General features: G+C 68.5%; 24 protein-coding genes. 2 read left to right on the forward strand and 22 right to left on the reverse strand.

All coding sequences use genetic code 11. From position 1 onward, the window contains the following. Window positions 1–6: 6 nt before the first annotated feature. The 13 genes from OG430_RS19105 to OG430_RS19165 form a co-directional block, all read right to left on the reverse strand. Window positions 7–639, reverse strand: a complete 633-nt coding sequence (locus tag OG430_RS19105) for an OmpA family protein (RefSeq protein WP_327353749.1) — start codon at window positions 637–639, stop codon at window positions 7–9. Window positions 640–642: 3 nt separating this feature from the next. After that, window positions 643–1239: a hypothetical protein gene (locus OG430_RS19110; RefSeq protein WP_327353750.1), complete on the reverse strand. Its 597-nt coding sequence runs from the start codon at window positions 1237–1239 to the stop codon at window positions 643–645. Window positions 1240–1278: 39 nt separating this feature from the next. Beyond that, a complete protein-coding gene (locus tag OG430_RS19115; RefSeq protein WP_327353751.1) occupies window positions 1279–1869 on the reverse strand; it encodes a pilus assembly protein TadG-related protein in 591 nt (196 codons plus the stop codon). Between the two features lie 11 nt (window positions 1870–1880). Continuing rightward, the gene (locus OG430_RS19120) at window positions 1881–2084 is read right to left on the reverse strand and encodes a hypothetical protein (RefSeq protein ID WP_327353752.1); all 204 of its coding nucleotides are present in this window, start codon (window positions 2082–2084) and stop codon (window positions 1881–1883) included. 149 nt (window positions 2085–2233) lie between these two features. Continuing rightward, on the reverse strand, window positions 2234–3358 hold the full coding sequence (locus OG430_RS19125) for a response regulator transcription factor (protein ID WP_327353753.1): 1125 nt from the start codon (window positions 3356–3358) through the stop codon (window positions 2234–2236). 13 nt (window positions 3359–3371) lie between these two features. Then, window positions 3372–4751 carry a sensor histidine kinase gene (locus tag OG430_RS19130; protein WP_327353754.1) on the reverse strand — a complete coding sequence of 460 codons (1380 nt, stop codon included), beginning with the start codon at window positions 4749–4751 and terminating at the stop codon, window positions 3372–3374. Between the two features lie 232 nt (window positions 4752–4983). Further along, on the reverse strand, window positions 4984–5877 hold the full coding sequence (locus OG430_RS19135) for a DUF5936 domain-containing protein (RefSeq protein ID WP_327353755.1): 894 nt from the start codon (window positions 5875–5877) through the stop codon (window positions 4984–4986). 6 nt (window positions 5878–5883) lie between these two features. After that, the gene (locus OG430_RS19140) at window positions 5884–6819 is read right to left on the reverse strand and encodes a type II secretion system F family protein (protein WP_327353756.1); all 936 of its coding nucleotides are present in this window, start codon (window positions 6817–6819) and stop codon (window positions 5884–5886) included. Then, on the reverse strand, window positions 6816–8165 hold the full coding sequence (locus tag OG430_RS19145; RefSeq protein ID WP_327353757.1) for a CpaF family protein: 1350 nt from the start codon (window positions 8163–8165) through the stop codon (window positions 6816–6818). Before OG430_RS19145 ends, OG430_RS19140 begins: the two co-directional genes overlap by 4 nt. A 16-nt stretch (window positions 8166–8181) precedes the next feature. Further along, complete coding sequence (locus tag OG430_RS19150; protein ID WP_327353758.1) at window positions 8182–8538, reverse strand: TadE family protein; 357 nt, start codon at window positions 8536–8538, stop codon at window positions 8182–8184. Window positions 8539–8684: 146 nt separating this feature from the next. After that, window positions 8685–10265 (reverse strand): AAA family ATPase, encoded by a 1581-nt coding sequence (locus tag OG430_RS19155; protein ID WP_327353759.1) that lies wholly within the window; start codon window positions 10263–10265, stop codon window positions 8685–8687. 10 nt (window positions 10266–10275) lie between these two features. Then, on the reverse strand, window positions 10276–10983 hold the full coding sequence (gene cpaB / locus OG430_RS19160; protein ID WP_327353760.1) for a Flp pilus assembly protein CpaB: 708 nt from the start codon (window positions 10981–10983) through the stop codon (window positions 10276–10278). Beyond that, entirely contained in the window at window positions 10980–11966 is a 987-nt protein-coding gene (locus tag OG430_RS19165) for a hypothetical protein (RefSeq protein ID WP_327353761.1), read from the reverse strand. Before OG430_RS19165 ends, cpaB begins: the two co-directional genes overlap by 4 nt. A gap of 333 nt (window positions 11967–12299) precedes the next feature. Here OG430_RS19165 and OG430_RS19170 point away from each other — a divergent pair, with 333 nt between their 5' ends. Beyond that, window positions 12300–14015, forward strand: a complete 1716-nt coding sequence (locus OG430_RS19170; protein WP_327353762.1) for a chitinase — start codon at window positions 12300–12302, stop codon at window positions 14013–14015. Window positions 14016–14199: 184 nt separating this feature from the next. On the opposite strand, the gene OG430_RS19175 is transcribed toward OG430_RS19170, so the two are convergent. From OG430_RS19175 to OG430_RS19185, 3 genes are all read right to left on the reverse strand, one after another. Then, window positions 14200–14487 carry a hypothetical protein gene (locus OG430_RS19175; RefSeq protein ID WP_327353763.1) on the reverse strand — a complete coding sequence of 96 codons (288 nt, stop codon included), beginning with the start codon at window positions 14485–14487 and terminating at the stop codon, window positions 14200–14202. Further along, the gene (locus OG430_RS19180) at window positions 14478–15056 is read right to left on the reverse strand and encodes an RNA polymerase sigma factor (protein ID WP_327353764.1); all 579 of its coding nucleotides are present in this window, start codon (window positions 15054–15056) and stop codon (window positions 14478–14480) included. Before OG430_RS19180 ends, OG430_RS19175 begins: the two co-directional genes overlap by 10 nt. Before the next feature lie 186 nt (window positions 15057–15242). Then, the gene (locus OG430_RS19185) at window positions 15243–16583 is read right to left on the reverse strand and encodes an Nramp family divalent metal transporter (protein ID WP_327353765.1); all 1341 of its coding nucleotides are present in this window, start codon (window positions 16581–16583) and stop codon (window positions 15243–15245) included. A gap of 267 nt (window positions 16584–16850) precedes the next feature. Between OG430_RS19185 and OG430_RS19190 the strand changes: the two genes are divergently transcribed. Beyond that, the gene (locus OG430_RS19190; RefSeq protein WP_327353766.1) at window positions 16851–18188 is read left to right on the forward strand and encodes a M14 family metallopeptidase; all 1338 of its coding nucleotides are present in this window, start codon (window positions 16851–16853) and stop codon (window positions 18186–18188) included. 49 nt (window positions 18189–18237) lie between these two features. Here the strand turns inward: OG430_RS19190 and OG430_RS19195 are convergent, their stop codons facing one another. The 6 genes from OG430_RS19195 to OG430_RS19220 all read right to left on the reverse strand — a co-directional run bounded on the left by OG430_RS19195 (window position 18238) and on the right by OG430_RS19220 (window position 25034). Continuing rightward, the gene (locus OG430_RS19195; RefSeq protein WP_327353767.1) at window positions 18238–18588 is read right to left on the reverse strand and encodes a hypothetical protein; all 351 of its coding nucleotides are present in this window, start codon (window positions 18586–18588) and stop codon (window positions 18238–18240) included. An 86-nt stretch (window positions 18589–18674) separates the two neighbouring features. Beyond that, on the reverse strand, window positions 18675–20645 hold the full coding sequence (locus OG430_RS19200) for a bifunctional serine/threonine-protein kinase/ABC transporter substrate-binding protein (RefSeq protein ID WP_327353768.1): 1971 nt from the start codon (window positions 20643–20645) through the stop codon (window positions 18675–18677). Between the two features lie 270 nt (window positions 20646–20915). Further along, window positions 20916–22394: a GntP family permease gene (locus OG430_RS19205; RefSeq protein ID WP_327353769.1), complete on the reverse strand. Its 1479-nt coding sequence runs from the start codon at window positions 22392–22394 to the stop codon at window positions 20916–20918. 364 nt (window positions 22395–22758) lie between these two features. Further along, window positions 22759–23169 (reverse strand): RidA family protein, encoded by a 411-nt coding sequence (locus OG430_RS19210; RefSeq protein ID WP_327353770.1) that lies wholly within the window; start codon window positions 23167–23169, stop codon window positions 22759–22761. 3 nt (window positions 23170–23172) lie between these two features. Further along, complete coding sequence (locus tag OG430_RS19215; RefSeq protein WP_327353771.1) at window positions 23173–23964, reverse strand: IclR family transcriptional regulator; 792 nt, start codon at window positions 23962–23964, stop codon at window positions 23173–23175. Further along, window positions 23961–25034, reverse strand: a complete 1074-nt coding sequence (locus OG430_RS19220; protein WP_327353772.1) for a sugar kinase — start codon at window positions 25032–25034, stop codon at window positions 23961–23963. Before OG430_RS19220 ends, OG430_RS19215 begins: the two co-directional genes overlap by 4 nt. Between the last annotated feature and the right edge of the window lie 77 nt (window positions 25035–25111).

Consider the following 25111-nt stretch of genomic DNA (forward strand, 5'->3'; position numbering starts at 1 on the left):
CCTCCTCTAAGAGCCGCGCGGGAAGGAGACCTCCACGCGACGGTTCTTCTTGCGGCCTTCCTCCGTGGAGTTGGAGGCGATCGGGTAGTCCTCGCTGTAGCCGCGGACCTCGAAGGTGATCTCCGAGCCGAGATCCTTGGCGAGCTCGTCGTGCACGGCGTCGGCGCGCTTCTTGGAGAGCGTCTTGCCGTGGCCGTACGAGCCCAGGTTGTCGGTGAACCCGAACACCCGGATCTTGGTTGCCTTTTGGGCTTCGATCTCGTCGGCGATCGCCTTGATGCGGCCGAGTGCGTCGGGGTTCAGCTTGGAGCTGTCCTTGCCGAAGAGGACTTCCGCCTGGAGCGCGAACTTCATGTCGGAGTTCGTCTCTTCGCGGCGCTCCTCGCCGCCGAGGTCTTCGACTACCGACTTGATGTCGAGGACGCGGGCGGGGGCGAGGGTGGCGCCGTCGGCGAGTTTCAGGCCTGGGGCGTCGGGATCGACTGTTGGTGGTGGGGAGGTGGTCGTTGAGCCTGGTGGCTGGGTCGGGTCGTCCTCGGCGTGGGCTGTGCCAATGCTGAGGGTGGCGAGCAGCGCGATTGCCGTGAGGGTTGTTGCGGCTAGGTGCACTGGTCGGCGGCGAGTGTGGGTGGGGTGCATGGGTCACTCACCCTCGGAGATTTCGATCGTGGCGGGGGGCATGTCCCCGACCTGGAAGTCGACCTTGGCCACGCTGTTCGGCGGGGCCGGGAACTGGGCGAAGAAGGTTTGCTCCTCGTTGCTCTTGAAGCCACCCCTGAATTGCGTGCACAGGCAGCGGCCTTCAGTGTCACGGAGGATCAGGTAGCGCTTCTTACCCGCCTTGTCGACGACGTTAGCGCCAGCCATCGAGGCGGCATTCCCCATCAGCTCCTTCTCGTCACCTCGCCACCTGTTGGCGACCCAGATCCCGCTGCCACCGTTCTTCACCTTGCCGCCGACCGTGAGGAAGCCACCCTCGTCTCGCACCGCTGAGGTGATGGTGAGCGTGATGTTCTCCCCACCCGTAACCTCGGCCAGCACCTGATCCGCTGCCGGTTCCTGGGTCTCCTCGTCCTTCTTGCCCCCACCATCGTCCTTGGTGGGCTTCTGGGACTGACTCGCATTGTCCGAGCCACCGCCGCCCTTGTCGTCTCCCCCGCAGCCGGCCACCGTGAGGACCAAGCCAGCCGTGATCGCCACTGCGGTCAGTGCCCTTCGTACCTTCATGGTGTGCCGCATCCCCTTAAGCACCGCTTCCTTCTCTCGTCGTTCGCTTCGTCAATCCACCAGGTGGACCGAGAACAGGTCCTTGGCCGATGGCAGGGCAACGCCGCCGTTGAGATCCTCAACATGGATAACCCACTGGCGGCCGTCCTTACACGCGATCTCCGCAACCTTGGTCGGGACGTTCAGCACCATGTGGCACTTCGGTTCCACGACCGCGGTGGCATCGGCCTCGGCGTAGGTGTCCTCAGTCCGAGGGACGAGGGAGTCGCCCACCGGGTAGTTGGTCCTGATCTTGGCCTTGAAGGCCAGGTCAATACCCGAGGGAGTCGGGTGGACGTAGATCACGGTGGACTCGTTCTCGGCCGCGAGCTGCTGCGCGGCGGCGAAGTAGCCCGGCCCCGGCGGCATCTTTCCTTCGAGCGGAGGAACCCACGCGCCGGTCGGGAGGGTGGCAATGAACTCCGCCGTTAACTCATCCCTGAATTCCTGCGCAGCAGCAAGGGCGGCGGCATCCGCAGCGGACTGAGCGCCACTGCGTGCCACCGCCCCTTTGGCGAAGACGAAGAAGACGAACGCAACAAAGAGGACCATCCCCACGGTCCATACGTACAGGGGGATGGTCGACCCTTTGTCATCGCGCAAGCGCGGAAGCATCAGCCGCCAGTGATCTCGGTTACGGCCTCCTCGATCGCGGTCGAGATCGTGTCGTCCAGCCCGAGCCCCATCACGGCCGTCACGATCGCCGCGATCAGAATGAGCAAACCCGCGTACTCCACAAACCCGGCACCCTCGTCCTTCTGGACGCCCTGCATGCGCGAGACAACGCGGTTCTGCCACTTCACGTAGAGCTTCGACATGACGTTCCCCTCCGGGTCCGACGGCAACTGCCGACCGCACACCGGCCGACTCGACACCGGAAACGTACGCCGAACCCGCCCCCCTCCCGGAGGGCCCGTGGGCCCAACTCCGGGCCCAAAGCCGGGCCTTCGCAGCCTTCGCCCCCCGCTCAGCCATGACCACCAACCCCCGACCCCGGCCCCATCCCCCGGGCCGTACCGAGCCACACGGCGATCGCTTCGCTCCTGCTCGCGCTGTGCAGCTTCGCGAATATCCGGTTGATGTGGTTCTTGACGGTCTTCTCGCTGATGAAGCAGGTGGCGGCGATTTGCTGGTTGCTCATGCCGGACGCGATGAGATCCATGACCTCCACCTCCCTCGAACTCAGTCCGTAACTCTTGCGATCGTGCTGGCGGTCGCGCTGTCGGTCATACGAGACTTGCGGGTATGGAGACTGTCCCACATCTGGTTGCACATGCGAAGCATGACCTCGTGACTGATGCGAATTCGAGACAGCTGGCCCCGAATTGGGGAATCCGGAACCATGTGCACTCGCAGCGGGCGGCGTCGGCATGACGTACGGCGGCGGCATCGTCTGGCCGGTGTCGTACGCCCGCCCGAGCCCTTCCGGCAACGGCAACGGCAGCGGCGGTGGAGCGCCGACCGGGGAGCCGCCGCGTACGTGGGCGAGGAGCGCGTCCTGGGCCGACGCCGTGAAGTGGGCCCGGCCCTCCTTGATGTCGCGTACGGCCGTGACGAGTTGTTCGGCGGTGAACTCGCCGTGCACCAGATATCCGCCCGCGCCGAGCCGCAGCGCCTCCTGCACGATCGCGCTCTCGCGGCTGTAGGTCAGCATCAGGACCGGGGCGATCTGGACCAGGTACGGGAGGGCGGAGATGCCGTCGACGCCGGGCATGCGTACGTCCAGGAGCACCACATCGGGCCTGCGCTCCCGGGCGACGGCGAGCGCCTGGCGGCCGTCGCCCGCCTCCCCCACCACCTGGATGTCGGCGCGACCGTCGAGGAGGACCGTGAGTCCGGCGCGTACGACGGGATTGTCGTCGGCGACGACCACGCTCAGCGCCGAGACCTCCGTGCCGGGTGGGGTCGCGAACGGGTCTGCGGGGGTGGGGTGTTGGGGGTGTTGGGGGTGTTGGGGCTGCTGGGCCGGGAATGCCGCTGCCGACGGGGGAACGGAGACGGATGCGGGGGTGTGCTCCGAGCGGGGCGCGGTGTGCGACGAGGTGTGCTGCGACACGTGCGTACCGGTGGGGTAGGAGCTCTCGTCCGGCATGAGCGGCCTCCTCTCAGGGAGTCATGGGGATGGGGGTTGGGGATGGGGCCAGGGACGGGGACGGAGACGGGGTGAGTGCGGCCAGCGGGAGGTCGAGGCGGACCTCGGTGCCCCGGCTGCTGTGGCCTCGGCCGATGCGGATGCGGGCGCCCACGGAGGCGGACCGCTCGACCATGCCGACGAGGCCGAAATGGCCGGACTTGCGGAGTTCTTCGAGGTTGGTTCCGGGGGGTAGGCCGGAGCCGTTGTCCAGGACCGTGAGCTTCAACAGGTCGCCGACCACGCCGAGTTCGACGGTGACCTGGGTGGCGGCGGCGTGGCGGTGGGCGTTCTCCATGGCCTCGGAGGCGACCGTGAGGAGCTGGCGGGCGACCGCATGGGGCACGGTGGGGGTGGGGGTGCCGATGGGGTGCGTATCGACCTGGATGCCGGTGCGGCGGCCGAAGTCGGCGCAGCGGGCGGTGAGTTCGGCGGCGATGTCCACGCCGGGGGCCGGGGCGCCGGTGGTGGGGTCGGCGTAGTCGGTCTTGCGGCGGAGGTCGGAGAGGAGTTCGCGGGACTCGGCGGCGGCCTTGCGGGCGCTGCGGGCGACCAGGCCCGCCTGGTGCTTGACCGTGAGCGGGTCCATGCGGTCCGCGCTCGCGGAGAGGGCGTCTGCGGCCATGGCCACGCCGTGCAGGGTCTTGGCGACCGAGTCGTGCATCTCCCTTGCCAGACGGGCCCGTTCGCTCTCGACGGCGTCGGTGACGGCCAGGCGGGATGTGGCCTCGGAGAGGGCCTGGGTGGCGGTGCCGAAACGGAACATCAGGTTGCGCAGGGTGACGCCGATGATGCCTGCGGCGACGCAGAAGCCGGAGATGAGGATGGTGCTGGCGGGGCTGGTCATGGCTCCGGGGTCGCCGAGGCGTTCGTGCCAGGCCGTGTAGGCGGCCGCCAGGAGGAGGATCTGGGCTGCGGTGTAGAGGCCTGCGCCTCGCCAGCCGTAGAGGAGGCCTGCGAGGAGGGGGGTGCAGACCGTGGCGTAGCCGAGGGTGGAGTCCGGGCTGGCGGTGAGGAGCAGTACCGCGCCGAAGATGAGGTCAATGGCCATGAGCCAGCGGTGTTTCAGGACCAGGGGTCCCAGGACCTCCCAGTCTCTGAGCATGGCGTAGCTGCCCATGAGGCTGAAGACGACTGCGGCGCCCACGAGGGTTTGGCCCAGCTTGCCGTCTGCCCTTGCCAGGGCGAAGGGGCTGCCTATGACGATCATGGCCAGGCGGAAGCCGAATACCTGCCGGCACAGGGCTTGGAGTGCGTTGAGCTGGATCGGGAGGCTCGGTGCGGGCGCGTCGTCGGCGAGGGCTGAGGTGTTTACGGGCTCTGGGGTGTGGCCGTAGGTGATCGCCGGTTGCATCGGCGGGGTTGCCCTTGGGGCTCTGGCTGGGCGGAAGTTGCTGAGTGCGCCGTCATTCATTTTCCCCACCCCGCCCCTTCCCGAAAGGCTGCCGCCGGCTTCCCGGGGCGGGGGTGGGTGGGTATGGCGGGGGTGGGTGGGAATCCATCCGTCACCAATGTCCTCAAACGCCGGACGGGCTGATTCATGCCGTCGGCAGACTTACGGGAAGGGGCGGGGAGGGAAGAAGTCATCACCGGCCCCCAAGGATCTCGCCGAAGTTCGTGTCCGAGCCCAGGAACATCCCGCACACGATCAGGATCAGCGTCGCCGGGACCATGAAGATCAGGGTGACCATCGTGGTCTTGGGGATCGTCTTGGCCGCCTTGCGGCGGGCGTTCTGGGCGTCCGTGCGGCGCATGTCGTTGGCTATCTGGATGAGCGTGTCGGCGATGGGGGCGCCGAGCTCCTCGCCCTGCTGCAGGGCGGTGACGAACTGGGAGACCTGTTCGCTCGCGTTCCGGCGGCGGAGTTCCTCGAAGGCCTGGCGGCGGGAGACTCCCATGTCCATCTGGCGCAGTGTGATGCGGAGTTCGTCGGACCAGGGGCCCTCGTAGCGTTCGGCCACACGGTCCAGGGCCTGGCGGAAGCCGAGGCCGGCGGAGACCACGACCGCGAGGACGTCGAGGAAGTCGGGGAGCGTACGCTCGATCTGTTCCTTGCGTTCGCGGATCGCCTGCCAGATCAGGGCGTCGGCCGCGACGATGCCGAAGAGCAGGGCGAAGAAGCCGAAGAGCGCGGCGCCGTTGATGAAGAGGGACAGGCCGCAGATCGCGCCGAAGATGCCGTAGACCGCGCGGCGGGCCGCGTAACGGTCGATGGTGAGGCCGTTGGGGTTGCCCGCCATGTCGATCTTGCGGCGCTTCGCGTCGACGCGCTTGGGGCCCATCGCGCGCAGCACGGACGGCGCGAAGCGCATGCCGAGGCGGTCGATCGCCGAGTCCGCGACGGAGACGCGGGACGAGCCGACCTCCAGGGCGAGCGCCAGGTCGCTGGGGAGCTTGGCGTCGGCCCGGTACATGCGGACGCCCTGGGCGACTCCGGCGACGGAGAGCCCGAGGAGGAGGGCGAGTAGTAGTCCCAGCATGAGTCCTCAGACCTCGATCTTGCCCAGGCGGCGGATGACGATGAATCCGGCCGCGTACAGGCCGAGTGAGACCAGGATCAGGATCTGGCCGACGGGAGAACCGGTGACCTTGGCGAGGGCGCCCTCGTTCATGCTGTTCAGCATGAGCATGGCGCCGATGCCGAGGCAGGGGATCGTGAAGGCGGTCGCGTTGACCTCGGAGAGCATCGTGCGGACCTCGCGCCGGGTCTCCTTGCGCTCCTCCAGCGTCTCGGTGAGATTGCGGAGGCTGCCGACGATCGTGCCGCCGGCCTTGTTGGACAGGACGAGGGTGGTGACCAGGACGACCAGTTCGCGGGACGGGAGGCGTTCGGCGAGTTCGCCCAGGGTCTCGTCGATGGAGCGGCCCACCGCCAGCTGGTTGGACACCACGGTCAGCTCCTCGCCCGCGGGGGCGTCGAGCTCGGCCGCGGCCATCGCGAGGGAGGTGCGCAGGGCCAGGCCCGCCGACGTACCGTTCGCCAACAGCCTGGCCACATCCGGGAGTTGGTTAATGAAGGCCTCGATGCGTTTCTGACGCTGCCAGTTCAGGAACGTGTTCGCCGACCAGGCTCCGATGATCCCGGCGATCGGTCCGAAGAACGGGGCCAGGAGCGAGGCCGCGATGAGCCAGAGGGCGGCGACCGTCACCAGCATGTAGACGAAGAATTCGCCGGGGGTCAGGTCCAGGCCCGTCGCCGACAGCTTCAGCTGGAGCTTGCGGCCGAGGGTCGTCCCCCTGAGGCGGCGGTCGACTCCGGTGAAGCGGCGTTGCCGGCCGAGGGGGATGTGCTCCGTGGCGGACAGGCGGTCCACCAGCGCCTGGCGTTGGGCTTTTCCGGATACGTACGTGTGCAGACCCGCGGTGGCGAGGGCGCCGCACAGGAGCGTGCCGCCGAGGGCGAGGAGGGCGGGGTTGTTCATGAGCCGGCGGCCTCTCTTGTGTTCAGCTCGAACGTGCCGCTGAGGCCGTCCTCCACGCCGAACGCCGGGGGCACCGGCTCGCTGGCGAGGTAGAGGCGCTCGGCGACGGTGCGCGGCAGGGGCAGATGCTCGTACCAGCCGTGCACGACGCGGTCCGAGCCGATGGGTTCGGCGCGGAACCGGGACACCGTAAGGATCTTGAACCGTTCGCGGCCGTGCGAGACGAGGAGTGCGACCTCGGTGATCTTGCGGGAGCCGTCCGCGAAGCGGGAGAGCTGGACGACCACGTCCACCGCCGAGTTGATCTGGTCCTTGAGGGCCTCGAAGGGGATTTCCACGGTGGACATCGAGCCGAGTGTCTGGAGCCTCATGAGGGCGTCCTCGGCGTTGTTCGCGTGGACGGTGGCGAGGGAGCCGTCGTGGCCGGTGGACATCGCCTGGAGCATGTCGAGCGTCTCGCCGCCGCGGACCTCGCCGACGATGATGCGGTCGGGGCGCATGCGCAGCGAGTTGCGGACCAGGTCGCGGATGGTGATCTGGCCCTTGCCCTCGACGTTGGGGGGACGGGATTCGAGGCTGATGACGTGCGCCTGCTGGAGGCGGAGTTCGGCGCTGTCCTCGATCGTGATGATGCGTTCCTGATCGGGGATCAGGGCGGAGAGGGCGTTGAGGAGGGTGGTCTTGCCCGTGCCCGTTCCGCCGCTCACGATCACGTTGAAGCGGGCCCTGACGAAGCTGCTCAGGAGCATCAGCATCTGCTCGTCGAGCGATCCGAGGTTGATCAACTCGTTGAGTTTGTACGCGCGGGGGAAGCGGCGGATCGTGAGGACGGGGCCGGTGAGGCTCAGCGGGGGGATGATCACGTTGACGCGTTCGCCGCTGGGGAGGCGGGCGTCGACCATCGGGTTCGACTCGTCGACCCTTCTGTTCACCGTGGAGACGATGCGCTCGATCGTCTGCATGAGCTGGTCGTTCGAGGCGAAGCGGACGGGGTGCTGCTCCACCCTGCCGGCTCGCTCGACGAAGATCGCGTCGGGGCCGTTCACCATGATTTCGGTGATGCTCGCGTCTTCGAGGAGGGGTTCCAGGACGCCCAGGCCGAGGGCCTCGTCGACCACCCTGCGGATGAGCTGGGCTCGCTGGGAGGTGCTGAGGACGGGGCCCTCGCGGCTGATGATGTGTCCGAGGACGCGCTCCAGCCTGGCCCTCCGCTCGGCCGCGGCGAGGCTGGACATCTCGGCGAGGTCGATTTCCTCGAGGAGCTTTGTGCGGTACGTGGCGACCATGTGGTCGTCTTCGTGGCCGGCGGTCTCCTCCGGAGGGGCTATGCGGGACCTGAGGCTCATGGTTCTCTTTTGCTCCTCAGTCGCAGGGCATGGTGACTGTGCGGTCGGCTTCCCACCGCATGTCCACGAAGGGGACGAGGGTGGGGATCTGCAGGGTGGCTTTCTGGGTGACCGTGTCCATGTCCCCGAAGCAGAGATCCCCGGTGATCAGGGCGTCGCTCGCCAGCCAGCTACTGATTGCGGCCTTCCCGCTTGCGTCCCCGCTGTGGCCTTGCGAGGCGCTTCTCGCTGCCGCGCGGGCGGCTGATCCGGCCTGCTCGTAGGTGTAGCCGACCAGGCCCAGTTGGATCACTGCGAGGGCTATGAAGAGGAGTAGGGGTAGGAAGCCCGTGAATTCGAGGATGGCGGCACCACGGTCGCTACGGACATTCACCCCACCCCGCCCCTTCCCGAAAGTCCTGCGGACAGCCTGGGGCTTCGCCCCTAGCCCCCAGATCGGCCTTCGGCCTCTGTCCTCAAACGCCGGACGGGCTGAATTTGCCGGCGGCAGCCTTACGGGAAGGGGCGGGGAGGGGATCATCATTCGCCCTCCTTCGCCGCGCCCGCCGAGCCGTCGACCGACCAACCTGCGTTGAAGCCGGGGAAGAACACCGGTACCTCGACCGAGACCTTCACCTGGTGGACCGAGCCGCCCCCGCCGCCGCAGTCGACCCGGAAGCTGTCCTGCCAGGGCCCGGGAAGGCGTTCCAGGCCTGCGGTCTGGCACTCGGCGACGCCATGGACCGCGCGCGCCCGCGCAGCCTCGTCCGCCGCGTTCCCCGCCAGGGAATACGTATAGCCGTACAACACCGCCTGCCAGATGATCGCGATCACCAGGAAGATCAGTGGCGCCATCCCGGCGAATTCCACGATCGTCGAGCCCCGGTCGCTCTGGAGGCGGGCCAGGGCCGTGCCCTTGGCGGGCTTCTTGCCTGTCTTGTTGTTGTCCGGTGGCTTCACCAGTCCCAGCTCCCCTGCGAGTCCCCAGAGTGCTTGTTTGACCGTGCTCCGGCTGTCCAAGTCCTGCATGCGGCCCGCGTCGACCGCTGATTGGAGTTCCTTGAAGTGGGAGGGGATGGCGGTACGGGCCATCCGGGTGCCCGTGATGCGCTCGACCAGCGCGGGCTGGATCTCCGTGTTGCGGGTGTGGCGGTTGACGACCGTGATCGTCTCCTCCGCCTTGCGGATCTGGAGGCGGTCCCACATGCGGACCATGCGTTTGGCCGCCCGGACCGAGACCACGTCGGGGGTGACCAACAGCAGCGCCTGGTCGGCCATTTCGATGGCTGCGGCGTTCGCGCCGTTCATCGAGGTGCCGCAGTCGACCACCACGACCTCGTAGCGGTTGCGCAACGCGCTCACCGCCTGGCGGGCCACCGTGTCCGAGACCTCCTCGCCCCGCTCCCCCTCCGCGGGGGCGAGGAGCAGGCCGATTCCGGTGGGGTGGGAGAAGACCGCGTCCTGCAGGACGCGTGGGCTGATGTCGCTGATTCCCGCCAAGTCGACGATCGAGCGACGGAATTGGACGTCCAAGTAGGACGCCACGTCGCCGGATTGCAGGTCCAGGTCCAGCAATGCCACGCTGCGGCCGGAGGCCTTTGCCGCCAGGGCCAGTTGGACTGCTGTCAGGGTCGTGCCCACGCCGCCCTTGGAGCCGCTGACCGTGATGACCGAGCCGCCGGGGCCGGTGAACACGTCCGCGCCGGACGTGAGGTGGCGGCGTACGCCCACTGCCCAGGACGCCGCCGTCTGGACGCGGGCTGCCAACTCCTCGTAGCCGAGCGGGAGTGCGATCAGGCCGCGGGCGCCCGCGTCCATGGCGGCGGAGTAGAGGACCGGGCTGGCGTCCGTGGTGATGAGGATGACGCCGGTCGCCGGGAAGCGGAGGGCGACCTCGCGGATCAGCTCCAACGCCGGGACCGGGCCGATGCGCTCGTGGACCAGGACGACTTCCGGCAGCTCGTCGATGGACTCGCCGGCGAGGCGGGCGAGCGTGTCGAGCAGGGCCGTGGAGTCGGTGACGGGGAGTGCGGGGTCCGCGTCGGGCAGCTGGCTGAGGAGCGTGGTCAGGGAGCGGGCGGCGTCGACGTCGCCCGCTGCCGGGAGGATGCGGATGGTCACGGTCCCTCCCCTACTTGTCTTCGTCGAGGGTGTAGCTCCGGTCGTCGGGCGACACCGGGGTTTCGCCGCCCTGGGCGATCAGGGCGAGCCGGACGTGTGCGGCGAAGGACTCGGCGTAGGCGACGCGTTGGGCGTCGAGGGTGTTCAGGGCGAAGGTGATCGGGACGGCCTCGCGGCGGCGGCCGGTGCGGTCGTCGGCGGCCGGCTCCAGGGGGGTGAGCTTGCCGACGTCCAGGACCTTGGCGTTCTGGACGATCACCTTCGACTGGTTCTTCTGGCCCTCTTTCTCGGCCTTGAAGGTCGCGAAGATGTTCACCGTGGAGCCCGGGGTGATTTTGCCCGCCACGCCCGTCGCCGCGTCGATCATGATGGCGATCTCCTGTTCGCCGTCGCCGAGTTCGGGGCGATTCACGATCATGTCGGACTGAAGGAGAGAGCCCTTGCGGAGTTGGGTGACCGCGATCTTTCCGCGGATTGCGCCCAGGTCCGTCACGGCATTGTCCGACAGCCAGCGCTCGGGCATTTTGATCTTCTCGAACTGGCTCGCGTCCAGTTCCTTGTACGGGGCGATGTCGCCCTTCAGCCGATACGCCGAAACCTCTGGTCCGACCTTGGAGTTCACGTCGCGGATCACCGAGAGCACCCCGGCGAAGGCGCCGAAGGCACACAGGACCGAGAGGAGCAGGAGTATGACACCGCGGCGCTGGCGTGAATTCATGGGCCTATGGCTTTCATCGGGCGGTCGGAGGTTCCGTAAGTTCCGTAAGTTGCAGAAGTTCCGTGGGTTCCTTGAGTTCCAGAGGTTCCAGAAGTTCCTGCCGTGAGAGCGCCTGCGGTGCGGGGGCGGCTCACATGCTTCTCCCGTTGCTCGCGCGGGAGGAGCGGGGAAGAGCAGAAACCGCAGCGGTCCCCTATGAGTTCGAGGCCGCACCAGTGGCAGTCCTCGCGCTTCACGGAGGACACCAGCTGATAGAGGACCGAGATATCGGGGATGGCCGCCGCGAATTCGATCAATTTGCCGGTGGCCCACCAGCGGGCCGACTCCGCCGGCAGCTGGGCCTCGCCGATGCCCTGCACCTGCCAGGACGGCGCGAGCGTGGACGTGACCCAGTCGGACGCCAACTGGCCTTTGGCGATCAGCAGTTGCGTACTGAATCCGGGACCTTCGAGCTGTGCGACCTGACCGCCGCTGCCGACCTTCACCACTTGGGCCTGCGGGGTGGCAAGGACCGCGAACTGGGAGCCCGGGACCCATGACTTGGCGTGCGACTTGAGGCTGACGGGGACGCGGTCCAGCTTGGTGACGGAGTTCAGCAGGGCGCCCGCGTAGATGTAGTGCGAGAGCAGGCGGGCCGCCGAGGCGAGGACGCCGGGGCTGAAGTCGCAGATGGAGAGCTGGCGCAGCTGCAGGGCCAGCATCGCGAGGCCGAGCGGGGGCAGGTCCAGGCGGAGCAGGGCGATGCGGTCGGACTCGAGGATGGAGCGCACCGTGTGCAGGCGGTGGGCGACCGCGTCGGGGAGCGAGGCGGGACACAACACGACTACGTATCCGTGCTGTTCGAGCAGGGCGTGGGTCTCGGCGAGGGAGGCTTCGAGGGAGTGCTGTTTGCCCGGGGGGTTCAGGACCGCGGCGGCGGGGGTCTGGCGGTCGGGGGGCGGCAGCACGAGGTCGGGGCTGGTGACTGCTATCGCGGTCGGCACGATGTGTTCCCCGTTCACTTCGCTGGGCGCGCTCCACGCCCACCTCAGGGCGGCGCTGAGACGCCCCGCAGGTCCTCCTGCATCAGCACCATATCCACGTCATGGCCGCCTCAACACTGGATCTGCATAACTCCTGGTGGGTTCTTGATCCACGGAGTGTGAACGTATGCGTCTGAGTTTTGAACATCCCCTTCACATAACGGAGTTGGGGACTGTTCGGAATTCCAGAGGTCTTGACAACCTCATTGGTCTGGACCAGATTGCTCCGGCATAGGACCAGACCGGTGGCCACCGTTCCTCTCCCCCCTCCCCCTCACACCCCCGGAGGCAGCAGTGGAACGCTCAGGCACGCCCGGACGCAGGCCAAGAAGAAGGTGGGCCGGGGCTCTTGCCGCCGTGCTCACCGGCGCGGCCCTCAGCTTCACCGGACTCTCGGGGTCGGCGCAGGCCGCCGATGTCAACGTCGCCAAGAACGCCGGGTTCGAGTCGGGGCTCGCCAACTGGACCTGTTCCGGCGGGAGCGGGGCCACCGTGGGCTCGCCCGCGCACGGCGGGGCGGCGGCGCTCAAGGCGACGCCGGCCGGGCAGGACAACGCGAAGTGCTCGCAGACCGTCGCGGTCAAGCCCAACTCGACGTACACGCTGAGCGCCTGGGTGCAGGGTGGGTACGCCTACCTGGGCGCGAGCGGGACCGGCACGACCGATGTCTCCGCCTGGACGCCCGACTCGGCCTCCTGGAAGGAGCTCAAGACCTCCTTCACCACCGGGGCCGGCACGACGTCCGTCACCGTCTACACCCATGGCTGGTACGGGCAGCAGCCCTACTTCGCCGATGACGTCTCGGTGTTCGGGCCCGACGGGGGCGGCGGCGGTGACCCCGACCCGGTGGTGCCGGCCGCGCCGGGCGGGCTCGCGGTCTCCGGTACGTCCTCGTCGTCGGTCACGCTGGCGTGGAACGCGGTGTCGGGGGCCACGGGCTACAACGTCTACCGGGACGGGTCCAAGGTGCTCGCGGTGAGCGGGGCCTCGGCAGTGGTGTCGGGGCTCGCGGCGGACACGTCGTACGCGTTCCAGGTGACGGCCACGAACTCGGCGGGCGAGTCGGGGAAGTCGTCCACCGTCACCGGGCGGACCGCGACCTCGGGCGGGGGTGGCGGGGGCACTGTGCCCAAGCACGCCGTCACCGGGTACTGGCAGAACTTCAACAACGGGGCGACCGTTCAGAAGCTGTCGGACGTGCAGGGTGCGTACGACATCATCGCCGTCGCCTTCGCCGACGCGACCGGGACGCCCGGAGCCGTCACCTTCAACCTGGACTCGGCCGGGCTCGGCGGGTACACCGTCGCGCAGTTCAAGGCCGATGTGAAGGCCAAGCAGGCGGCCGGGAAGTCCGTGATCATCTCGGTCGGCGGGGAGAAGGGGTCTGTGTCGGTCAACGACTCGGCGTCGGCCACGAATTTCGCCAACTCCGTGTACGCGCTGATGCAGGAGTACGGGTTCGACGGGGTCGACATCGACCTGGAGAACGGGCTGAACTCGACCTATATGTCGCAGGCGCTGAAGTCGCTTGCCGCCAAGGCCGGTTCGGGGATGGTGCTCACGATGGCGCCGCAGACCATCGACATGCAGTCGACCTCTAACGAGTACTTCAAGACGGCGCTGAACGTGAAGGACATTCTGACCGTCGTCAACATGCAGTACTACAACAGCGGTTCGATGCTCGGGTGTGACGGCAAGGTCTACTCGCAGGGGTCGGTGGACTTCCTGACCGCGCTGGCCTGCATTCAGCTGGAGGGCGGGCTTTCTCCTTCGCAGGTGGGGCTGGGGCTTCCCGCGTCCACGCGGGGGGCCGGGTCGGGGTATGTCGCGCCTTCGGTGGTGACCGCTGCTCTGGACTGCCTTGCCAAGGGGACGAGTTGTGGCTCCTTCAAGCCCGCTCGTACGTATCCCGGGGTCCGGGGTGCGATGACGTGGTCGACCAACTGGGATGCGGCTGCGGGTAATGCGTGGTCCAACGTTGTTGGGCCGCACGTCCACGGGTTGCCGTAGGCCTTGGCGGGTTGTTGTGGCTGGGCCCGTGGCGTTGCCGCTCCCCCGGTGGCGCTGCGGGTCCCTTTCTTCCCCACCCCGCCCCTTCCCGAAAGTCTTCGACGACTGGGGCTTCGCCCCTAGACCCCGGATCGGCCTTCGGCCTCTGTCCTCAAACGCCGGACGGGCTGACTGGTGCCGGACGTCACTGTCGAGAAGGAGCGAGCGTGCAGACTCCGTCCCTGCACCGGCGCTCCAAGCGGCCCCGGGAAACCGTCTGGGCCAGGCCGACCATCCAGCAGGTGGGGCAGCCGCGGAAGGCGATCAGGGACAGTGGGGCCGCCAGCAGGGTGGCCGGGCCGAAGGTGGGGAGCAGGGCGATCGAGCCGATGATCAGGGCGAAGCCCAGGGCTCCGCGCGCCAGGTGGTGCGGGACGGACTTGCTGGCGAAGTTCCGCTCGGGCGCCGCGGGCTTCAGCGTGTTCACGGGCATGGGTCTTCTCCGGCTGGTCGGTCGGGGGCGGTCAGCGAGTGGCGCAGCACCGCGCGCGCCCTGTGCAGTCGCGACTTCATCGCGGCGTTGCTCAGGCCGAGCGAACGGGCCACGGTCCTGCCCGGCAGGCCCTGGACATCCCGCAGGATCAGCACCTGTCGTTGGTCGGGCGGAAGGGCGCAGACCGCGGCCGCGATCCGCTCCCCCTCCAGCCTGTGCAGCACCGCGTCCTCGGCGGACGGTTCCGCGGACGCCTCCGGCCCGGCATCCAGCGCGTCGTCGCTCCGCGAGACGAGCTGGCGTACCTGCCGGAGGCATTCGTTGCGCACGATCCGGAACATCCATGAGGCGAGCGCTCCGGTGGCCCGCAAGGTGCCGATCTTCCGGTAGAGGATGATCAGCGCTTCCTGTGCCGCGTCCTCCGCGTCCTGCGGTGAGGAGCACAGCGACAGGGCGAACTTGCGCACATGGGGCTGCGATTCCATGACGACGGTGGTGAGCGAGGTGACGTCGCCGTCCTGAGCAGCCTTGATCAGCCGCTCGTCCGGCCAGGGCGGGCGTGGGCTCATGCGCCACTCGTGGTTCGGTTCCTGTAGCGCCGCATCAGGTGCCAACTGCACGCGCCCACGAGCAGGACTCCGACCACCACGAGACCAGCGACCAACATCGGTGTTTCCTCCCGGTTCCACCGGCCCGTTCGGCCGGTACACGCATAAGAGGCGCGGAGGTCCGGAAAGGATTCACCTCCGGCTCCGCTAGAAGAACGAGCCCCAGTCCGCATCCCAGATCTGCTTGATCGCCAGCACCAGGAACAGGGCCCCGGCAACCGCCAGCATCCCGTTGCTCAGCCAGCCGTTGCGCCATTCCCGCGGTGTGCGCGACGAGTTGAGGAGCCAGATCAGGGTGCCGGCCAGGAACGGGAGGAAGGCCGCGCCCAGCACTCCGTACAGGATGATCAAGCGGAACGGCTGGCCCTGGAAGAGCAGGATGATCGGGGGGAAGGTCAGCCAGAGGAGGTAGGCGCGGAACGGGACCGAGCGCTCGCGGCGGCCCGACGCCACCGCCTCGCCCGTGAGGGCGAGAGAATCCGCTCCGGCCTTGGACTTGCGTACGCGCTCCACGAAGTCCGCGAACATCAGGCTCACGCCGTGCCACACGCCGATGAGCGAGGTGAAGGACGTCGCGAAGAAGCCGATCAGGAAGAACTTGGCCGTCGCGGCCCCGTACTTCTGCTCCAGGATGTCGCTCAGCTGGATCAGGCCCTTGTCGCCGCTCGCGATCGCCACGTTGGAGGAGTGCAGGAGCTCCGCGCCGACGAAGAGCATCGCCACCACGAAGATGCCCGTCGTGATGTACGCGACGCGGTTGTCGAGACGCATCACCTTCATCCAGCCGGTGTTGGTCCAGCCCTTGGCGTTGACCCAGTAGCCGTACGCGGCCAGCGTGATCGTGCCGCCGACGCCGCCGATCAGGCCGAGCGTGTTGAGGATCGAGTCCTTCTCGTCCGGCAGGACCGGGAGGAGGCCGGCGAAGGCGTCGCCCAGGTTCGGGGTGACGCGGATCGCCAGGTAGACCGTCACCACGAACATGACGCCCACCAGGACCGTCATGACCTTTTCGAAGACCTCGTACTTGTTGAACCAGACGAAGACCAGGCCGACCAGACCGGTGAGGATGGCCCACCACTTGAGGTCGATGTCGAGGCCGGGGAAGAGGGCTTGGAGGGGCAGGCCGCTCGACGACATCGCCGCCGCGCCGTAGACAAAACCCCAGATGACTACGTACGCGACGAAGAACCAGCTGGTCCAGATGCCCAGGCTGCGCCAGCCGTCGAAGAGCGTGCGGCCGGTGGAGAGGTGCCAGCGGCCTGCCGCCTCCGCGAGGGAGATCTTGACGACGCAGCCGATCACCGCCGCCCAGAGCAGTGTGTAGCCGAAGTTGCTGCCCGCGATGAGCGTGGCGACCAGGTCGCCGGCGCCCACGCCCGTCGCCGCGACGACGATGCCCGGGCCGATGTATTTCCAACTGGATTTACGCGGCTGGGAGATGGTCTCCCCCACGTCCTTGCCGGTGCCGCCTTCGGTGGTTTCTGCCATGTCGGCTGCCTCCCCGCTCGTCCCCGAGTGATCGCGATCACGGTCACCTTGAAGGGAAGTCGCCCCGGCGCACAAGGGGATGGCTGAGATTCGCGTATTGACGGGGCCATGCCACAGGCCCACCATGAGCCCGCACAGTCGTACAGCGCTCACCGAATAACGCACACCGATAGCGCACATCGAACAACGCACACCGAACAGCGCACCTCGCATGGTGCACACCGCACGCGTCGCACTGAGCCACCCCCACCCTCCTCAGGAGACTTCATGCGACTTCGCATACGCGGCAAGAGATCGGCAGCCCTCGCGGCCCTGCTCGCCATGGCCATCGCCGCACCCATCAGCGCCAATGCCTCGCCCGGGGACGCGACTCCGGCCCCCCGGGCCGCTTCCGCCTCGGACAACGAGGTCAAGCAGTACGAGATCCCGCTCGTCTCGAACGCCGCCAAGCGCACGGCGATCGCCCGCCTCGGCGCGTCCATCGACAGCTTCGACAGCGAGACCGTCTTCGTCTCGGCGGGGCCCTCCGTGGTCCGCAAGCTGAAGGCGGCGGGCTACGACCTGATCGAACTGGGCGCTCCCCCGGCGCGTACCGGCGGACAGGACATAGGGATCAAGGACTTCCCGCCGGCCGACTCCAGGTACCACAACTACGCCGAGATGAACGCGGAGATCGACCAGCGCATCGCGGCCTATCCCAACCTGATGAGCAAGCGGGTCATCGGCAAGAGCTATCAGGGACGCGATCTCATCGCGATCAAGATCAGCGACAACGTCGGGACCGATGAGGCCGAGCCCGAGGTTCTCTTCACCCATCATCAGCACGCACGTGAGCACCTGACCGTCGAGATGGCCCTGTACCTGCTCAAGACCCTCGGGGCCGACTACGCCACCGACGCGCGGGTCAAGAAGATGGTCGACTCCCGGGAGATCTGGATCGTCCCGGACCTCAACCCCGACGGCGGCGAGTACGACATCGCCTCCGGCTCCTACCGCAGCTGGCGCAAGAACCGGCAGCCCAACACCGGTTCCAGCAATGTGGGTACGGACCTGAACCGGAACTGGAACTACAAGTGGGGCTGCTGCGGCGGCTCTTCGGGGTCCACCGGGTCCGAGACCTACCGCGGCAAGGCGGCCGAGTCCGCGCCCGAGGTGAAGGTCGTGTCCGACTTCGTACGCAGCCGCGTCGTGGGCGGCAAGCAGCAGATCAAGGCCGGCATCGACTTCCACACGTACAGCGAACTGGTGCTGTGGCCCTACGGGTACACGTACAACGACACCGGCCCGGGCCTGACCCAGGACGACCGTGACGCGCACGCCGCCGTCGGCAAGAAGATGGCCGCGAGCAACCGCTACACCCCCGAGCAGTCGAGCGATCTGTACATCACGGACGGCACGATCGACGACTGGCTGTGGGGCAACCAGAAGATCTTCTCCTACACCTTCGAGATGTATCCGTCGTCCGGTGGCGGCGGCTTCTATCCGCCCGACGAGGTGATCGACCGGGAGACCAGCCGGAACCGGGACGCCGTGCTGCAGCTGCTCGAGAACGCGGACTGCATGTATCGGTCCATCGGGAAGGAGCAGCAGTACTGCACCGGGTGAGTGGTCACCGGGTGAGCAGTCACCCGGTGAGTAGTCACCGGCTGAGAAGTTACTGCGGCCTGTAGTGGCCGAGGACCGGGGCCAGCTGCGCGAACCACTGGTGCAGCTGGTCCTGGCGTTTCGCGTTCACCCGGCACTCGAAGAAGTAGCCGTTGGTGAGGGTGATGCCGACCAGGAGCCAGGTGCCCTGGGCCGTGTAGTGGACCTGGGCGATCTGCGGCCAGGGGAAGTCGGCGGTCTGGCCCTGGCGGTCGAAGGAGACGCCTTCGATGTCGACGACGACCGCGCTGTGCTTGTCGACGGCGAGGAATTCCGGGCCCGCGGGCTGTTGCGGCTGCGGGAACTGTTGGGGCGCCGGGGCGTATCCGGGCGCCGGAGCAGGCACGGGCGGTGCAGGCACGGGCGGTGCATGGGCCGGCGGAGGCGGAAAAGCGCCGGGCTGTGGCGGGCCGAAGCCGCCCTGCGGGGGCGTGCCGCCTTGGTTCGTCACTGCAGCTCCCCTTGTGCCTCGCCCAGGGCGGTACCGCCCGTCAGCTCTCCTACTTCTGTCGCCCTATTCTCGCCCAGCTCGTACCGGTCCAGGAACACGGGTGGCTTCAGCAGGAAGCCGTCCCGGCCGAAGCGGAGGTCCGGGATGCACAGGCCGCCGCCCGCGGGGGCGACCTCGGCGATCTTCTTGGCCACCGCGTCGCGCACGGCCTCGGGGCGGGCGGTGCGGTCGACCCCGGCGAAGGCCGCGGCGAGGGCCGTCACGGCGTCGTACGACTCGACGCCGCCGAGGTCCGCCTCCTCGCCGTACTCGGCCTCGTAGGCGTGGTCGAACTCGTCGTTCCAGGAGCAGTAGCCGCGGAACGCGAACCAGCGGGCGGAGCGCCTGTAGTCGAGGTCGACGGCGGCGTCCAGGGTGAGCCGGAGCCCCTTGAACCCGGCCTCGGCCAGGTAGGCGTCCAGCTTCTCGAAGGTTTCCGCGCCGCCCGCGTAGAACACCGCGTCATAGCCGCCGGCCACCACCTCGCGCGCCTCTTCGGCGACGTCGTCCCCCAGCGGGCCCGTGGCGGAGCCGAAGCCGGGGTAGGTGGGTGTGACCGTGAGGCGGCCGATGAGTGCGGTGGCGTCGTCCTCTCCGTCGGAGAAGAAGCGGATCTTCTTCATCCGGCCCGTTCGGTTCGTCTGGTCTGTCTGGTCTGTTCTCTTTCCGCCGCCCTCGTACAGCTTGTGGAGGAAGGCAGCGATGGCGCGCTCCTCGTTTCCCGTGTCGCCGGTGAGCTGGTACGTCGTCGAGCCGAGGTCGCCGCTCTGGCGGGCCCAGGGGTTGATCACGACGATGTCGTGCCTCGCGTAGATCCGTGAGGCCTTCGCGAGTACGGTCTCGGGGGCGTCCCCGACCGGGCCGATCACGGCGGCGATGCGCTCCTCGGCGACCACCTTCTCGGCGGCGCGGGCGGCGCCCTCGGCCGAGCCCTGGTCGTCGAACTTCCTCACCTTGAGCAGGAATTGACGATCGTCCTTCCTGTTCGCGTCCTCGGCGGCCATCCGCACGCTGTCGTACGCGGTCGCCGCCCGGGCCTTGCCGTCGCCCTCGAAGTCGCCGACGACCGCGATGGTGTACGCGGGTTCGGTGAGGTCCTTGGCGGCGCTGCCCAGGTCGAACGGCACGCCGTAGAAGAGGCCCAGGGCCAGCGCGGTCACGGCGGCGGTGATCGCGGCCGCGGTGATGGCGGTGGTGCGGCGGCGGGTGGCGGGCGCCGGCAAGGCTGGAGTTTGTGGGCCGCCGTGTTCGGACAACGCCGTGAGGACTCGGGCCGCCTCCGCGGCGGTGGGGCGGGATTCAGGATTCTCGGCCAGGAGGTGCTCGGTGAGGCGCGCCAAACCGGGGGCAGCTCCGGGCCGTAACTCCCTGACCGAGGGCGGGTGTTGGGTGGGCGCGCGACCGGTGAGCATCTCGTACAGGACGCGGCCGAGGGAGCGGATGTCGGCGGCGGGCTCCACCGGAGAGTTGGTGATGCCGAAGTCCATGACCATCGCGTCGCCCTGAGGGGTGAGCATGATGGTGGAGGGCCCGATGTCTCCGTGTACGACGCGGGCCGCGTGGGCGTCCGTGAGGGCTTGGCACACGTGGCGGGCTATTCGCGTTGCGTCGAGGAGGGGTAACGGGCTCTGGCGGGTCAGGAGTTGGGCCAGGGTTTCGCCCTGGACCAGGGGCATGACGAGGTAGGGCTGTTGTCTGCCGTCGGGGGTCTTTGCCGTGCCGAAGTCGAGCAGCGGGATGATGTGTGGGCTCTGCAGAGCCGATGCCGCTTCGAGGTGTGCCGGGCTCGGGGCGGCGTGCAAGGTCTTCAACGCGACCGTGCGGGACAGGTGTTGGTCGTACGCCTGCCAGACCGTGCCCGTGCCTCCGGCGCCGAGCGGTTCTTCCAGGCGGTACCGGCCGTCCAATACGCGTGGCTCTGTTGGCATCGCGTCCCCCCGGATCAGGGTGGGTGCGTTCGTTCAGGTGCGTCAAGGCTGAGGCCTTTGATCCCCCACCCCGCCCCTTCCCGTAAGGCTGCCGCCGGCTTCCGGAGTGGGTGCGGGATGTCGTTCACGACGGTCACCAATGTCCGCAAACGCCGGACGGGCTGATTCATCGAGGCCGAGCTCGATCAATCAGCCCGTCCGGCGTTTGAGGCCCGCGGCGGAGCCGCAAATGTCACTGTCGGGAAGGGGCGGGGTGGGGGAAATTTCGGGCTAGACCACCAAGCTCAGCGCAGCCGCCACCGTGAAGCCCGCCACCGACAGGACCGATTCCAGGACCGTCCAGGACTTCAGGGTGTCGCGCTCCGAGATGCCGAAGTACTTCGCGACGATCCAGAACCCGCCGTCATTGACGTGCGAGGCGAAGATCGAGCCCGCCGAGATGGCCATGATGACCAGGGCCAGGAAGGCCTGCGAGTGGTTGCCGCCCTCGACGAGGGGGACGACGATGCCGGCCGTGGCGACGATCGCGACCGTGGCCGAGCCCTGGGCGACGCGCAGGACCAGGGAGATCAGGTAGGCCAGGACGATGATCGGGAGGCCCAGGCCGTTGAAGGTGTCGGCGAGGGCGTCCGCGATGCCCGAGCCCTTCAGGACGGCGCCGAAGATACCGCCCGCGCCGACCACCAGAAGGATGTTGCCGACCGGCTTGAGAGACGAAGTCGACACCGTCTCCAGGGACTTGCGGGACCAGCCGCGGCGGATGCCGAGCAGGTAGTACGCCATGAGGAGGGCGATGGTCAGCGCGACGAACGGGTTGCCGAAGAACTCGATCACCGAGCGGAGGGTCGAGGGGTCCAGGGCGATCGAGGAGAAGGTGGCCGCGAGGATCAGCACCAGCGGCGTACCGATGATGGTGAAGACGGTGCTCAGCGGCACCGGCTTCTCGTCCGCGTCGACGCCCGCCGCACGCTGCTCGGCGGCGACGGCCTCCTTGGCCTCCTCCGCGGCCTCCAGCATGTCCTGCGGGACGGGCACGAAGATGCGCTTGCCGATCCAGCTCGCATAGGCCCAGGCCGCGACGACGGCGGGGATGCCGCAGACGAGGCCCATGAGGATGACCCAGCCGAGCGAGACGTGGAACAGTCCGGCGGCGGCGACCGGGCCCGGGTGCGGCGGCAGGAAGGCGTGGGTCATCGACAGACCCGCGAGCAGCGGCATCGCGTACAGGATGATCGACTTGCCGGAGCGCTTGGCGGCGGCGTACACGATCGGCGCGAGGACGAAGATGCCGACGTCGAAGAAGACCGGGATGCCGAAGAGGAGGCCGGTCAGGCCCATCGCGAGCGGGGCGCGCTTCTCACCGAAGAGGTTGAGGAGGCGGGAGGACAACACCTCGGCGCCGCCCGACACTTCGAGGATCGCGCCGAGCATCGTGCCGAGGCCGATGATGATCGCGACGTGGCCGAGGATGCCGCCCATGCCCGATTCGAGCATCGAGACGGCCGTGGACTTCTGGACCGTGCCGAAGAGTTCGGTGACGCTCAGGCCGGCGGAGAGACCCACCGCGATGGAGACCGCGAGCAGCGCGACGAACGGCTGCAGCCTGATCTTGATGATCAGGAAGAGAAGGAGGGCGATACCGAGGGCGGCGACGGTCAGCAGACCGCCGGTGCCGCCTATCAGGGTCAGCAGACCGCCCGTGTGGGGGGTCTCCGGTGGGGCGGCGGGGGCCGCTGCGGCGAGCAACATGTGGGGAACTCCATTGTCCTGTACGGGGCTTGCGGGCAGGGGGGATCACGGGACGGCGCGCGCACTGCTGGGGCCTGCGTCGGAAGTGGCGTCGTCCGCCCGAAGGGCGGGCCCTGCGGCGTCCGGTGCGTGCTCTCGGCGTGCCGGCCGGAAGCCCTCGTACTGGACGTACTTGGGCTTTCGGCCGGTGCGGCGAGAGGGCGTGCCGGGCGTCGCGGGGCAGACGGCACTTCCGACGCAGGCCCCTGCGGCGCCGCCCCGGCGGCAGGAGGAGCTAACGGCATTGCTGTCTTCTTGGGAGGGGGCTTCTACGAACGGGCTTCTACGAACCGGCTACTTGCGAGCGGGCTTCGTACGAGCGGGCTCAGCCCAGGACGGCGAGGGCGTCGATCTCGATGAGCAGGCCCGCCGGGAGACCGACGTAGACCGTGGTGCGGGCGGAGGCGGGGGCCTTGAGGCCCTGCTCCTCGAAGTACTCGTTGTAGATCTTGTTCATCTCGGCGAAGTGGTCCACGTCCGTGAGGTAGACGCGCATCATCATCACGTCGTCCCAGGACGCGCCGCCCTCTTCGAGGATCGCCTTGACGTTGGCGAAGGTCTGCAGGGTCTGCTCGCGCAGGGTCGGTCCGGCCGGGGTCGGGGCCTTGCCCTCCTCGGCGGGCAGGAAGCCGACCTGGCCGGCGACCTGGAGGATGTTGCCCTTCTTCACGCCGTGCGAGAACTTCGCGGGCGGGGCGGTGTGGGTGGCCGGGATGAGGGCGATCTTCTCAGTCATGGCTTAGAAGGCTTCCTTGGTAGGGGTGTTGTGGGGGGTAGGGGTGTTGTGGGGGGAGTGACCTGAGTACTCCCGGCTGATGGCTTCCGCCGTGCGGCGGACCTGCGGGAGGAGTTTGAGGAGTTCCTCGCGGGTGACGACGACGTTCGGCGCGGAGACCGACATGGCGGCGACGACCCTGCCGTCCGCGCCTCGGATGGGGGCGCCGACGCAGTTGATGGATTCCTCGTGGCCACCGAGGTCGGTGGCCCAGCCCTGTTCGCGTACGACCGTCAGCTCCTTGAGGAAGGCGGCGGCGTTCGGGGTCGAACGGGGCGTGTACATGGGGTAGTCGAGCTTCTCGGCGATGGCCCGCCGCTCCGGCTCGGACAGGTCGGCGAGCAGCAGCTTGGCCACCGCCGCGACCGTGATGGCGACGGGCTTGCCGATGCGCGAGTACATGCGGACCGGGTAGCGGCTCTCCACCTTGTCGATGTAGAGGACTTCCTGCTCCTCGTACACGGCGAGGTGGATGGTGTGGCCGATCTTCTCGTTCAGCTCCACGAGGTGCGGGTGGGCGATCTCCCGTACGTCGAGGTTCTCGACGGCTTCCTGCGCGAGCGCGAACAGGCGGGCGCCGAGGCGGTACCGCTGGTCGGACTGGCGGTAGACCAGGCCGTGCTCGTGCAGCGTGCGCAGCAGGCGCAGCGCGGTGGACTTGTGCACGTCGAGACGTTCGGCGACCTGGCCCAGGTCGGCGGGTCCCTCCGCGAGCAGCGGCAGGATGCTCAGCGCTCGGTCGACGGTCTGGCTCATGTGGTGACTACCTCCCCTGACGCCCCGGCCGTCGTCCAGCCGGGACCGAGTCGCAGTGTCTCCCACTCGGCGGCGGGGAGTGCGGCAAGGCGGTCCGCGTGCGCCCTGGCGGGCGGGGTGCCGAGGTCGCCGGGGACGGTGAGGGCGGCGGCCGCCAGGAGGTGGCCGTGCCTCAGGCGGGCTGCCGGGGGCAGGTCGCGCAGGGTCGCGGAGAGATAGCCGGCGGCGAAGGCGTCGCCCGCGCCGACCGAGGCGACCACGTCCACCTTCAGTGCCTTTTCGTACGCCGCCTCGTCGGCCCCTGCTGCACGGGTGAAGGCCGTCGCGCCCTCGGCGCCCTGCTTGACGATCAGGGTCGCCGGCTCGGGGAGCGCGGCGCGGATGGCCTCGGGGCCGCCGGTGATTCCCCAGGCCGCTTCGGCCTCGTCGTCGCCGACGAAGACGAGGTCGCTGCGGCGGGCGATCTCCCGGAGGACCGAGCTCGCGTGGGCGGCGTCCTGCCAGAGGTTGACCCGGTAGTTCACGTCGAAGGACACGAGGGGGCGGCCCTCGCGCTCCTCGGTGAGCTCCATGAGCAGAGCGCGGCAGTCCGGGGACAGGGCCGCGGTGATGCCGGAGAGGTGGAGGATTCGAGCTTCCGTGCGGGTGATGGGGGCGATGTTCTCGGGAGACATCGCGGAGGCCGCGGAGCCCTGCCGGTAGTACGCGACCTCGGCAAGCGGTTCGTCGCCCTCGGGCTCGTCGACGGAGGTGGCCCGCTCCCCCGCCGTGCGGAAGTAGATCCCGGTCGGGCGGTTCGGGTCCCGGCCCACCAGCGACGTATCGACACCGCATGCCTCGATCGCTCCGGTGAGGTAGTCGCCGAACCCGTCCGAGCCGACCCGGCTCACCCAACTCGCGCGATGCCCGGCCAGGGCCAACGTGCAGGCCACATTCGACTCCGCCCCGCCTATGCCCCGGTCGAACGACGGCACCTCCGCGAGCCTCCCCGGCCGGGTCGGCCGGAACGTGACCATGGACTCGCCGAGGCAGGCGACGTCGGTGACGTCTCCGGGGGCGGGGGCGCTCACAGTGGGGCTCCTGTTCGGTGGGCTGTGCGGTGGGCTGCTCTGTGGGCCGTGCGGTGGACTGCTCTGTGGATCGAGGG

Source organism: Streptomyces sp. NBC_01304, from assembly GCF_035975855.1.
Taxonomy (GTDB): domain Bacteria; phylum Actinomycetota; class Actinomycetes; order Streptomycetales; family Streptomycetaceae; genus Streptomyces.